The sequence below is a fragment of the Bradyrhizobium manausense genome (assembly GCF_018130615.1).
GTDB classification, from domain to species: Bacteria; Pseudomonadota; Alphaproteobacteria; order Rhizobiales; family Xanthobacteraceae; genus Bradyrhizobium; species Bradyrhizobium manausense_A.
In genome coordinates this window covers 77,576-88,855 of the sequence record NZ_JAFCKB010000017.1, presented here as the reverse complement: position 1 = coordinate 88,855, position 11,280 = coordinate 77,576, and the positions used below count along the sequence as shown (strand labels likewise).

12 protein-coding genes are annotated in these 11,280 nt (G+C 65.2%); 7 read left to right on the top strand and 5 right to left on the bottom strand.

Translation table 11 applies throughout. The features are described from left to right. Window positions 1-63: 63 nt before the first annotated feature. Window positions 64-1,281, bottom strand: coding sequence for a DUF1501 domain-containing protein (locus tag JQ587_RS26915; protein WP_212427369.1), 1,218 nt, complete (start codon window positions 1,279-1,281; stop codon window positions 64-66). Window positions 1,282-1,283: 2 nt separating this feature from the next. After that, window positions 1,284-2,861, bottom strand: coding sequence for a DUF1800 domain-containing protein (locus tag JQ587_RS26910; RefSeq protein ID WP_212427319.1), 1,578 nt, complete (start codon window positions 2,859-2,861; stop codon window positions 1,284-1,286). Window positions 2,862-2,975: 114 nt separating this feature from the next. Between JQ587_RS26910 and JQ587_RS36775 the strand changes: the two genes are divergently transcribed. The 3 genes from JQ587_RS36775 to JQ587_RS26900 all read left to right on the top strand — a co-directional run bounded on the left by JQ587_RS36775 (window position 2,976) and on the right by JQ587_RS26900 (window position 4,431). Beyond that, on the top strand, window positions 2,976-3,179 hold the full coding sequence (locus tag JQ587_RS36775; protein WP_249154536.1) for a hypothetical protein: 204 nt from the start codon (window positions 2,976-2,978) through the stop codon (window positions 3,177-3,179). Window positions 3,180-3,385: 206 nt separating this feature from the next. After that, window positions 3,386-3,955, top strand: coding sequence for a hypothetical protein (locus tag JQ587_RS26905; protein ID WP_249154535.1), 570 nt, complete (start codon window positions 3,386-3,388; stop codon window positions 3,953-3,955). Further along, window positions 3,952-4,431: a hypothetical protein gene (locus tag JQ587_RS26900; RefSeq protein WP_212297022.1), complete on the top strand. Its 480-nt coding sequence runs from the start codon at window positions 3,952-3,954 to the stop codon at window positions 4,429-4,431. The genes JQ587_RS26905 and JQ587_RS26900 overlap by 4 nt, the downstream gene beginning before the upstream one ends. 16 nt (window positions 4,432-4,447) lie before the next feature. On the opposite strand, the gene JQ587_RS26895 is transcribed toward JQ587_RS26900, so the two are convergent. The 3 genes from JQ587_RS26895 to JQ587_RS26885 form a co-directional block, all read right to left on the bottom strand. Continuing rightward, window positions 4,448-5,146 (bottom strand): glutathione S-transferase family protein, encoded by a 699-nt coding sequence (locus JQ587_RS26895; RefSeq protein WP_212427318.1) that lies wholly within the window; start codon window positions 5,144-5,146, stop codon window positions 4,448-4,450. Between the two features lie 121 nt (window positions 5,147-5,267). After that, window positions 5,268-5,498, bottom strand: a complete 231-nt coding sequence (locus JQ587_RS26890; protein ID WP_212427317.1) for a hypothetical protein — start codon at window positions 5,496-5,498, stop codon at window positions 5,268-5,270. Beyond that, on the bottom strand, window positions 5,495-6,274 hold the full coding sequence (locus JQ587_RS26885; RefSeq protein WP_212297025.1) for a TSUP family transporter: 780 nt from the start codon (window positions 6,272-6,274) through the stop codon (window positions 5,495-5,497). The genes JQ587_RS26890 and JQ587_RS26885 overlap by 4 nt, the downstream gene beginning before the upstream one ends. Window positions 6,275-6,584: 310 nt before the next feature. On the opposite strand from JQ587_RS26885, the gene JQ587_RS26880 reads away from it, so the two are divergent. The 4 genes from JQ587_RS26880 (at window position 6,585) to uvrB (ending at window position 11,253) form a co-directional block, all read left to right on the top strand. Continuing rightward, window positions 6,585-7,499, top strand: a complete 915-nt coding sequence (locus JQ587_RS26880) for a LysR substrate-binding domain-containing protein (RefSeq protein ID WP_212297026.1) — start codon at window positions 6,585-6,587, stop codon at window positions 7,497-7,499. A gap of 173 nt (window positions 7,500-7,672) precedes the next feature. After that, complete coding sequence (locus JQ587_RS26875) at window positions 7,673-7,900, top strand: hypothetical protein (RefSeq protein WP_212297027.1); 228 nt, start codon at window positions 7,673-7,675, stop codon at window positions 7,898-7,900. 90 nt (window positions 7,901-7,990) lie between these two features. Further along, window positions 7,991-8,221 (top strand): hypothetical protein, encoded by a 231-nt coding sequence (locus tag JQ587_RS26870; RefSeq protein WP_212427316.1) that lies wholly within the window; start codon window positions 7,991-7,993, stop codon window positions 8,219-8,221. 92 nt (window positions 8,222-8,313) lie between these two features. Further along, entirely contained in the window at window positions 8,314-11,253 is a 2,940-nt protein-coding gene (gene uvrB, locus JQ587_RS26865; protein WP_212427315.1) for an excinuclease ABC subunit UvrB, read from the top strand. Window positions 11,254-11,280: the final 27 nt, after the last annotated feature.

The window sequence follows — 11,280 nt, the reverse complement described above, 5'->3', positions numbered from 1 at the left end:
GCACTGCCCCTCACCCGGATCGCTACGCGATCCGACCTCTCCCCGCAAAAGAGCGGGGAGAGGTTAAATTACCAATCCCTTCATCGGCCTTGCGCCCGCGCTGTCGGGGAACACCGTCTCGGACAGCACGCGATCCGACAGGCTGAACTGTCCCTGCAGCACGCCCTTGATCACGCAGCGCAGGTCGGTGGTGGGCTTGAGGTCGCGGGCCTCGAAGAGGTTGGCGGGCTTGAGGCCGGGCCAGTCGGAGATGACGCGACCACCCTTCACGGCGCCGCCGGCGAGCAGCGCGATGGTGCCGGTGCCATGGTCGGTACCGTCGGTGCCGTTGATGCGCGCGGTGCGGCCGAACTCGGTGGCGACGATGACGACGGTGTCGCGCCAGCGATCCCCCAAGCCGCTTTCGAATTCAGCGAGCGCGCCATCGAGCCCACCGAGCAGGAAGGCGAGCCGCCCCACCGGGCCGCCTTCATTGGCATGCGTATCCCAGCCGTCGAAAGCGAGTGCGGCGATACGCGGACCGTCGTCGGCGGCCATCAGCTTGGCCGCGCCGCGCGCGACCTGCCGCATCTGCGCGACCTGGTTGCCGGGCTTCGGCTTCATGTCGTCGCCGCTCGCGGCCTTCTCCAGCTGAAGCCCTTGCGACAGCGCCGAGGCCAGCGCGGGATCGCGATGGCGATAGAGATCGACCAGCCGCATCGCGGTGTCGTCGTCGGCCTGCGGCAGCGCGACGGGCGCCCAGCCGACCGTCGGCGCACTGCCGCGCAGCACCAGCGGCGTGGTCGGACCGATCGCCAGCCCGCTCGACACACGCTCGCCGCGCGGCAGCGCTTCGAGCGCGCGGTTGAGCCAGCCGGACTGCACGCGGCCCGGCCCGGCATAGCCGCTCTCGAGCACGTCCTGGCCGTCGAAATGCGAGCGATCGCGATACGGCGTCGCCACCGCATGGATCACCGCGGCATGCTGGTCGCGGTACATGCGTGCAAATTCCGGCATCGCCGGATGCAGCGCGAAGAAGCCGTCGAGCCCGGTCGCGGGATGCGCGCCGTCCACCGCGAGCGCGATCGAGCCGTGCAGGCCGGCATAGTCGGGGTCGCCGACCGGCGCGACGGTCGCGAGCCCGTCGAGAGCGCCGCGCAGGATCACGACGACCAACCTGGGATCGCGGCCGTCGGCGGCGCTCGCAAATTTCGGCAAATAGGCCCAGGCCGCGAAGGAGGCGCCGCCGAGCAGAAGGCCGCGGCGCGAGGTGAGGAGCCGATTTTCGACGCAGTCGACCATCATCATCTCCTCTGCAATTCCGGCGACATCAAGAGCAGCGCCAGCGCTTGCTGACGCGATTCCGCGCGCTCGATAGTCTTGCGCGTTTCGGTTGACGCCGCGTCGCCTGCGGCAAACTCCAGCAAATCGAGCGGATCGATATTGGGCCCGAGCCGTGCGCCCATTTGCGACGCGATGTCGAGCCGGAGCTTCATGCCTTCGGGCGCGGCCCATGCCGCTGTGGTGTCGGGAAACCCGTTGGGTCCGGCCGGCGTCCACAAGGGTTGGCCGAGCAGGTTCAGGCTGTTGAGGTAGAAACCGGGATCCTCCGGCACGCGCGCAAGCAGCCGCCCACTCGCGATCAGGAAATCGTAGGGACTGCGCATCTTGGTCAGCGGCGCCTTCCAGGCTTCGTCGGAATCGACCAGCGCTGTTGCGAGCGCCTTGAGATCGCCGTCGGTCTTGACGAAGACATCGCGCAATCGCGCCACCAGCGCCGGCGGCGGGTCGTCCGCAACGAAGTGCCGAACGAATTTTGTCGCGATGAAATTCGCCGTCGACGGATGGCGCGCGATGTCGGCAAGCGCAGCCTCGCCCTGCGCAAGGCCGGTCGCGTCATAGGTCTTGCCGAGCAGCACCTGCGGACCCGGCTGGTGCGCATTGGCATTGAAGGCAAAGGAGCCCGGCGCCCCGATCTGCCCTTTGCGGCCTGCAAAAGTCCAACCGGTGATGATACGCGCGAGCGACGTGACGTCCTCCTGGATGTAGCCGCCGCCGACGCCGAGCGTATGCAGCTCCATGATCTCGCGCGCCAGATTCTCGTTCAGCCCACGCTTGCGGTTTTGGCCTGCGCGCGAATCCGGCCCCAGCGATTGCTGGTTATCGAGGAAGAACAGCATCGCCGGATGCTGCTCGACCGCCTTCAGCATGTCGGCGAAGCGGCCCAGCACATGCGGGCGGATCGCCTCGCGCTCGAACGCCCCGGCCCACATCCGCGCCAGTTCACCCTTGCTCGCCGAGATGCAGAAATGGTTGGACCAGAACACGACCAGGCGCTCGGTGAAGCCGCAATCGACCATCACCGCGCGCTGCAATCGCGCCAGCGCCTCGGCACGAAAGGTTTTCTGGATCACGTTGAGCGGCTGCGCCGGCTTTGCAGCAGTCGGCGGCGCGGCTGCATTGGGCTGCATGCCGTCGGCTTTCATCGCCGTGTCGGCGGGCTTGCTGTCGGCGGCAGGCTTGGCCTCGGCCCTTTGCCCTGCGATCTCGGTCATCACCGTGTTGAGCGAGAGATTGCGCCGCAGTTGATTGTCGGGCTTCGGATCGGCGGGCGGCGCCGGCGCCTCGGTCGGCGCAGCCGTCTTCGCCGCCTCGCGCGCCTGCTTGACCTGGTCCTGATAGGCGAAGGCGGCCTGCCCGAGCTGCGGCGTCGATTGCAGGCCCGGCGCCTCCAGCAACACGCCAACGGGACGCGCCAGTTCCGCCTTCACGAAGCCTCGGGGATCGGAGGCCGCATTGACGAGATCACCGGATGCGCCGCCGCGGGCACCGAAGCCGAAGCGGTTCAACGCGACGAGAGCGGCTTGCGAATCGCGGGCCATGGATTTGTTCTCCGCGCCATGCCGACCGCTTCCCTGGTCCGTGCGCGGCGCTTACTATACAAGGGGCGGAGATGAACCCGACATGAAAATGACGGCGAAGCTTTTGCGTAAATCATGACAAATCCGAAAGAAATCACGCATCCGCAACCAGCCCCGCGTCGCCTCGCCTGTTCCCGCTGCGGCATCGAGTTCGGCTGCGATCTCTCGGGTAATTGCTGGTGCGCGGAGGAGACGGCCAAGCTGCCGATGCCGGTGAAAGGCGAGGATTGCTTGTGCCGGGACTGTTTGCGGAAGGCAGCAGGGAAGTCCGCGAAATAGTCGGCAGCAACTATTACGCGTTTGGCATCTGACGAAGACCGGAATCGCGCAAGAGCGCAAAAGTAGAATCCGGCGATCTTCTTAGGGCTCCATTTACCTTCGCGCGGCGGAACCCGTAAAATACCACGTCTCTTAACCAGACACGGCTAAGTTGCAAATCGTTAATTCGAGTACGCCGCATGAGCCGCTTCATTCTCCTGACCTGCATGGCCTTCGTCTCCGCCTTCGTCGGCATCTCTTGGGCACTGCGCGGATTCCCCACCACTTCCTTTTCCTCGATCGCCGAACTGAGGCCGACGCTCACGACAACGTTCGGCGACGAAAGCTCCAAGGCCTATGACCGCAAGATGTGGGAGGCCGAGCACACCGCGATGAGCGACAAGAATCCGAAGCTCGACGCGCTGCGCATGGACGCGTTGCAGGCCGGCACTGCCTACGCCATGTCGCCTTGCGATGACACGATGAAAGCCAATCTCATCGCGGCCACGTCGGCCTATGCGCGCGGCTACGCCAAGATCTACGACTGCCCGAACCCAGCCATGGGAATGCTCTGCAGCGAGAAGAAGCGCGACCAGGCCAACGCGGCATATTCGACGCCGCTCGACGTGCGCGTCAAGGCCGCGCTCGCGGAGGCCTTCGAACAGAAGGGGGTGGTCAAAGAGGATTTCCCCGAGGACATCCGTCTTACGGTTCTGGCATTCGCGGGTCCGGGCCTGTGGTCCGATCCATCACCGGTGTGCTTGCCGCGGCAACGCGCGACGGCGAGCCGCAAATGAACCGCATCTGGTTTTTCGTCTGGGCAATCGTCATCTGGCAGATCGCGGCCTGGGCGTTCGCGCCCGAGCCAAAGACCCGGTCAGCGGCTCCGATCGACGGCCCGGGATACGGCACCAACGAAAAATATTCGGTGGACGGGAGAGTGAGACAGCGTGAGAGCGCCATCGCCACGCTGGAACGGCCTTATGGCGCCCGCTGCACGGGCGAGAGCCGAAAGCAGTTCATAAACGGCATCGATGAATACTACTATCAGCGCCAGAACCAGATGGAGCGCTATCCCGAAACGTTCGGCAAGCCCGGTGCCGACTACATCGCAAAACAATGGTCGACGGGCGAGGACAAGCGCATCGAGCGCCTGACTCAGGAAGCGTACGCGCAAGGCTATTTCGCGCTCGCTGACTTGAACAACGTCGCGCGTAAGATGGTCGAAACCGTCGTGAGGAATGAGCGCGTCACGGTAAGAGCCTGCGGGTGATAAAAGTCGCACAGCCTCACACGGGATACCCCGGCGACTTCCGCGCCATGCCGTCGAATGCGTCGAGCAGCTTTTCGCGCCAGGCATAGACCGGATCATCCACCTCGAGCAGCTTGAACGGGCTCACCACGCGCGCCCATTGGAAGCCACCGAACACGATGTAGTCGGCATAGTTCGGCGCAGCGCCGCCGAGATAGGGCTGCGTCTTGAACGTCTGCCGCATGATTTCCAGCGATTTGCGGAATCCGATGATGCCGCTGTCACGGCTCGCCATGATCTCTTCCAGCTTCTTGCCGCCGAAGCGTGCTTCGCGCGATTGACGGAAATAGGCGGCATCGACCTCGGCCAGATTCCTCGGGATGTCGGCGATGATCAGCGGAAAGATACCGCCGACGATGGCAATGTCGCCCCACGCATTGATCATGCGCGCCATGGCGCGGCCGCCCTCGCCGCCGAACAGCGGCGGGCTGTCCGGGAAATTGTCTTCGAGATAATTCGCGATGGTCCAGGAATCGACCACCGGCCTGTCGTGATGCAGCAGCACCGGAACCCGCTCCGAGCCGTGCGGCGCGATTCTGCTCTTCTCGGTGAAACGCCAGGGCAGCGATTCCGCCGTCAGCCCCTTATGCGCCAGTGCCATCCGCGTGCGCCAGCAATAGGGGCTGAAGGGACGCGAGGCATCGGTGCCGACGAGTTCGTAGAGCTTGAGCGACATGAAGGGTCTCCACAGGCTCCGTCATTGCGAGGAGCTCTTGCGACGGAGCAATCCAGGACTGTCGCCGCAGATGCATTCTGGATTGCTTCGCTTGCGCTCGCAATGACTCTGTGGAGAGATGCTAGCGTCCGTTCGCTCGCAGCAGCCGCTCGCCGTCTTCCGTCACCGCGATGATCAGGCCGATGCCGGGCAGTGCCTCGCGTGCGACGAAGCCGCGATCGGCGGCGTCCTCCCAGATGGTGAGGCGCGGGCACGAGGTTTTCCAGGTCGAGATCACTTCGGCATAGGCGCGCGGCTCGCGCGCGATCCATTCGACGAAGTCCAGCACCAGCGGGTCGGCCGTCTCGCTCATTGCAAACCTCCCTTGTCGAAGGCAGCCAGCACCGGCGTCCGAACCATGAGCCAGCCGCCATAGGCGATGTAGTAACAGGCGATGGTGGTGATCAGCTTGTTCGACCAGGCGATGAATTGCTGGTCGGTCATGGCTTCGAGGATGCGCCGCGCCAGCGTGGTGCCGAGCATCGAGGCGAGAATTGCGACGCCGGCGAGCACGGGATCGAGGCTCGCCGCCTGGTCGATGATGCCGCCGAAATAGATCAGCTTGGTGAAATGACTGACGAGCTGGCACATCGCCTTCGTCGCGACCTTCTCGCGCCGGCCGAAATCGCCGCCGAGGAAGAAGGTATCGAGCAGCGGACCGGAGACGCCGGTCATCAGCATCAAGCCCATGCAGATCGTGCCATAGACGGTGCCCTGCCAGAGTCTATCAGGGTCGGGCTTGATGTTCGTCGGCAGCAGCCGCGCCATGAAGGGCGTCGCACCGAGCAGCAGCAGCGCCATCGGCTTGTCCGGCACGTAGCGAGTGAGCGACCAGGCTCCGAGCGCAACGGCAGCGCCGACCATATAGTTCGCGACCGGCCGCCAGCGGATATGCTTGCGCCACAGCAGAGCACGCCAGCCATTCGAGGCCATCTGCGTGATCGCATGCAGCACCATCGCGGTCGGCAGCGGCATCAGGGCCAGCAGCACGCCGATCAGGATCAGCCCGCCCGCCATGCCGAACAGCCCCGACAGGAACGCGGTGGCGACCATCAGCAATCCAAGGGCAGCGATCATGATGGGCGTCACGAAGGGTCTCCTGTAGACAGGTAAGGGACGCAAGCTGCTTATTCTCCCTCGCCCCGCTTGCGGGGAGAGGGTGGGGTGAGGGGGAGTCTCCGCGAGGGAGGTGATAGTTGGACTCGCGGAGAGACCCCCTCACCCGGAATTTGCTTGCGCAAATTCCGGCCTCTCCCCGCAAGCGGGGGAGAGGCGAAGAGGCACCGCCGCCGGCTCAACAAATCAGCATGAATTGCGCTGATGTTTGTGCCTCGCTTGCCGCCTGCGCGCAAACTGAGTTATCTTGGCCTGGCATCAGCTTTCCTGAGGGTCGGTTCATTTGCGGCGGCTGCTCTTTCTCAACGGCATCAAGGCATTCGAGGCGGCGGCGCGGACCGGCAGCTTTGCTGCGGCCGGCGTCGAGCTGAGCGTGTCGGCGGCCGCCGTCAGCCGCATGGTGCACCTGCTGGAAGAGCGGCTCGGCGTCGCGCTGTTCGAGCGCAAGGCCAACAGGCTGGTGCTGACCCAGGCGGGGCGCGCCTATCAGAGCGGCCTGACGCCGATTTTCGACGCGCTCGCCAGCCTCACCGCGCAGGTGACGGCGCCCTCCGGCGTGCGCGTGCTCACCATCGGCGTCGGCCATACCTTTGCGATGCGCTGGCTGATCCCGCGCCTGTCGGAATTTCGCAGCGAGGAGCCCGACATCGAGGTGCGCTTCACGACCGGCGGCGCGTCGGTGCCGTTCGGCGAGGACTGGAGCTGCGGCATCAAGCTCGGCACCGGTGACTGGCCGGGGCTGGTGGCCGAGCCGTTGTTCGCCGGCGATCTGACGCCGGTCTGCGTACCCCGGCTCGCCACCTCATTGAAGCGTCCGGCCGACCTCAAGGGCCCCAGCCTGATCCGCGTCGAGCACTCGCCGGAGGACTGGCCGATCTGGCTGAAAGCCGCGAACCTCACCCGCATCAATCCGCGCGGGCCGGAGTTCCAGTTCTACGGCCAGGCGCTGCAGGCCGCCGCCGACGGGCTCGGCATCGCCATGGGCATCCGGCCCTATATCGACGACGACCTCGCCGCCGGCCGGCTGGTCGCGCCGTTCGACCTCTCGGTGCCCAAGGGCATGCGCTGGTACCTGCTCTACCGCAGCTTCCAGACCGAACAGCGCGATTTTGCCGCGTTCCGCCGCTGGATCATGCGGGCGGCAGCGGAACCTGCGGCCCGTCCGCGACGGTTCGGACGTACCGCCGGACGGAACTAGATTCTTGTTTTGACGCGTTTTCTTAACGCGAACCGGTCGCCACTTCGCTCGAAAGCGCTCTGGCCCTCAACCGTTCGGTTGAAAAAGCCGGACGCTTGTGAACCGCTTCACATTTCGAAATCCGCAAACGTGGTCCTCTAACCCTCCGACACGAGAGTATTTGGGGACTACCAATGACGACCCTTTACGACGGCTTTGACATCGAATCCTTCGAAGCTGGCAAGGGCCTGTGGCACGCCCGTATCCGGCGCGCCGATTTCAGCCCGGTTGCCATCGACGGCGTGCTGTTTCCGACCATGGAAGTCGGCTTCGCCTGGCCCGATCCGGACGCTGCGATCGCCGACGCCAAGCACCACATCGACCGCTTCCGCCGGCACGCCGACGACAGCGACGACGAATAGGCCCGGCATGATCCGGAACAGTGTGAAGCGGTTTTCCGGACATGCTCAAACAACAGCGACAGCGCGGCATAGCAGGGGGGACACCGGTTCATGTCAATCATCGACTACGACGACGCTGCGCGACCAAAAATCTATTCACGCAAGGTGCTGGCGATCTGCCCGGAATGCGAGGGTGATCTCACGGTGCTCCGGGTGATCGGCGGCCGTGCCGGCTGCGAATACTGGACCATGCGCTGCACCGATTGCGGCGGGATCCATCTCGACATCCTCGAGCCGCGCCTGACGGTCGTGGACGGCGACGGACCGCTGCCGGCGGCGTAGCCCCGAGCCTACTGCCAACCTGCTGTCAGCAGCCTGCACAGGGACGTAGCTTCGCCCTTTTCTGAGGGGCGGACTCGTCCCATATTCGGGGCATGGCGAAGAAACCTGCTCCCCCAAAATCCCCAAAATCCAAGGCTGCTAACAAGGCACCGAACTCGAAGGCGCACCGTCCTGACGTGCAGCCGATCGGGCCGGCGCTGGCCGAACTTTTGAACCCCGCGATCAATCGCGGTGATGCTGGCCTTGGATCGGGCACCGGGTTGCAGCCGCCACCGGACAATTCGCGCGACCGCCGTGCGGGAGGTGAGGCCGCCGCGCATCGGGCGCGCGCGTCGACGCCGAGGGATTTCCCCAACCCTCCCCCGCGTGCGGGGGAGGGAAAGGGTGGGGGCGGGCTGGAAGAAGCGCCGCAGGCCAATTACGGAACTGCGGCCACGATCCCGACGCTCGATCCGGAACTGGCGCGGCAGCTCGGCCTTCCCACCGAGGAGGACGATGCCGAGGCGCTGGCCCGCCCGCCGCGCAGCAAGATGGAGGCGCTCGGCGTCAAGGCCACGGCCGACGCGCTGGAATCGCTGATCCGCGAGGGCCGGCCCGAGTTCCGCAAGGACGACGGCTCCCTGAAGGTGTGGACGCCGCACCGGCCACCGCGCCCGGAAAAGTCCGAAGGCGGCGTGCGCTTCGAGATCAAGTCGGAATACGAGCCGCGCGGCGACCAGCCGACCGCGATCAAGGAGCTGGTCGAGGGCATCGAGCGCAACGACCGCTCGCAGGTGCTGCTCGGCGTCACCGGCTCGGGCAAGACCTACACCATGGCCAAGGTGATCGAGGCGACGCAGCGGCCCGCCATCATCCTGGCGCCGAACAAGACGCTCGCCGCCCAGCTCTATGGCGAGTTCAAGAGCTTCTTCCCGGACAACGCAGTCGAGTACTTCGTCTCGTACTACGACTATTACCAGCCGGAAGCGTATGTGCCGCGCACGGACACCTACATCGAAAAGGACTCGTCGATCAACGAGCAGATCGACCGCATGCGCCACTCGGCGACGCGCGCGCTGCTCGAACGCGACGACGTCATCATCGTTGCGTCCGTGTCCTGCATCTACGGTATCGGCTCGGTCGAGACCTACACCGCGATGACGTTTGCGCTGAAGAAGGGCGAGCGCATCGACCAGCGCCAGTTGATCGCCGACCTCGTTGCGCTCCAGTACAAGCGGACGCAAGCCGATTTCACCCGCGGCACCTTCCGGGTCAGGGGCGACGTCATCGACATCTTCCCGGCGCACTATGAAGACCGCGCCTGGCGCGTGAACCTATTCGGCGACACCATCGAGAATATCGAGGAGTTCGATCCGCTCACCGGCCACAAGCAGGATGAGCTCGAATTCATCAAGATGTACGCCAATTCGCACTATGTGACGCCGCGCCCGACGTTGGTGCAGGCGATCAAGTCGATCAAATCGGAGCTGAAGCAGCGGCTCGACCAGCTTCACGACCAGGGCCGCCTGCTGGAAGCGCAGCGGCTGGAGCAGCGCACCACCTTCGACCTCGAGATGATGGAGGCGACGGGAAGCTGCGCCGGCATCGAGAACTATTCGCGCTATCTCACCGGCCGCCTGCCCGGCGAGCCGCCGCCGACGCTGTTCGAATATGTTCCCGACAATGCGCTGGTGTTCGCCGACGAAAGCCACGTCACCGTACCGCAGATCGGCGGCATGTTCCGCGGCGACTTCCGCCGCAAGGCGACGCTGGCCGAATACGGTTTTCGTCTGCCCTCCTGCATGGACAACCGCCCGCTCCGCTTCGAGGAGTGGGACATGATGCGGCCGCAGACGGTCGCGGTGTCGGCGACACCGAGCGGCTGGGAGCTGAACGAAAGCGGCGGCGTGTTCGTCGAGCAGGTCATCCGCCCCACAGGTCTGATCGATCCGCCCGTCGACATTCGCCCGGCCCGGACGCAGGTCGACGATCTCGTCGGCGAGGTGCGCGCGACAGCCCAGGCCGGCTATCGCTCGCTGATCACGGTTCTCACAAAGCGCATGGCGGAGGACCTCACCGAATATCTGCATGAGCAGGGCATTCGCGTCCGCTACATGCATTCCGATATCGACACCATCGAGCGCATCGAGATCATCCGTGACTTGCGCCTCGGCGCCTTCGACGCGCTGGTCGGCATCAACCTCTTGCGCGAAGGTCTCGACATTCCCGAATGCGCGCTGGTCGCCATTCTCGATGCCGACAAGGAAGGCTTTCTGCGCAGCGAGACTTCGCTGATCCAGACCATCGGCCGCGCCGCGCGCAACGTCGACGGCAAGGTGATCCTCTATGCCGACCAGATGACGGGCTCGATGGAGCGCGCCATCGCCGAGACCAACCGCCGCCGCGAGAAGCAGGTCGAGTACAACACCGCCAACGGCATCACGCCGGCGAGCGTGAAGAAGAACATCGGCGACATCCTCAACTCCGTCTATGAGCGCGACCACGTGCTGGTCGAGGTCGGCGGCCACGACATGACCGACGACGTCATCTCGATCGGCCACAATTTCGAAGCCGTGCTCGCCGATCTCGAAACGCGCATGCGCGAGGCCGCCGCCGATTTGAACTTCGAGGAAGCCGCCCGCCTCCGCGACGAAGTCAAGCGCCTGCGCGCCACCGAGCTCGCGGTGGTCGACGATCCCACCGCGAAGCAGCGCACCGTCGCGGGCAAGGCCGGCGCCTATGCCGGCACCAGGAAATACGGCGATGCCGCCAATCTGCCGGTCAGCGCGATGAAGAAAAAGACCGTGAGCTCCGCGCTGAAAGCGAGCGGCGGCGGCAGCGGCTCGAAGGTGCACAAACCGCATCTCGACGAGATGCACGGGCCGGAATCGCTGCCCTACCGCGCCAACCAGGCGCTGCCATCAAAGCCGTTCGGCAGCACCAGCCGGATCATCCAGCCGACGGACTCGCGGCAATCGGGGCCGGAGTTCGGGCCGGCGCCGAAGTCGACGGGCGGCGCGCCGGGGCGGCGGGGCGGGTGGAAGAAGAGGTAGGGCTAACCTGGCAATTTGGACGAGTTT

Excerpts from the sequence above, each read along its gene's own strand:
- JQ587_RS26875 (WP_212297027.1), top strand. The coding sequence starts at position 7,673 with ATGACGACCCTTTACGACGGCTTTGACATCGAATCCTTCGAAGCTGGC.
- JQ587_RS26895 (WP_212427318.1), bottom strand. The coding sequence starts at position 5,146 with ATGTCGCTCAAGCTCTACGAACTCGTCGGCACCGATGCCTCGCGTCCC.
- JQ587_RS26870 (WP_212427316.1), top strand. The coding sequence starts at position 7,991 with ATGTCAATCATCGACTACGACGACGCTGCGCGACCAAAAATCTATTCA.
- JQ587_RS26900 (WP_212297022.1), top strand. The coding sequence starts at position 3,952 with ATGAACCGCATCTGGTTTTTCGTCTGGGCAATCGTCATCTGGCAGATC.
- JQ587_RS26890 (WP_212427317.1), bottom strand. The coding sequence starts at position 5,498 with ATGAGCGAGACGGCCGACCCGCTGGTGCTGGACTTCGTCGAATGGATC.
- JQ587_RS26905 (WP_249154535.1), top strand. The coding sequence starts at position 3,386 with ATGGCCTTCGTCTCCGCCTTCGTCGGCATCTCTTGGGCACTGCGCGGA.
- JQ587_RS26915 (WP_212427369.1), bottom strand. The coding sequence starts at position 1,281 with ATGGTCGACTGCGTCGAAAATCGGCTCCTCACCTCGCGCCGCGGCCTT.
- JQ587_RS36775 (WP_249154536.1), top strand. The coding sequence starts at position 2,976 with ATGACAAATCCGAAAGAAATCACGCATCCGCAACCAGCCCCGCGTCGC.
- JQ587_RS26910 (WP_212427319.1), bottom strand. The coding sequence starts at position 2,861 with ATGGCCCGCGATTCGCAAGCCGCTCTCGTCGCGTTGAACCGCTTCGGC.
- uvrB (WP_212427315.1), top strand. The coding sequence starts at position 8,314 with ATGGCGAAGAAACCTGCTCCCCCAAAATCCCCAAAATCCAAGGCTGCT.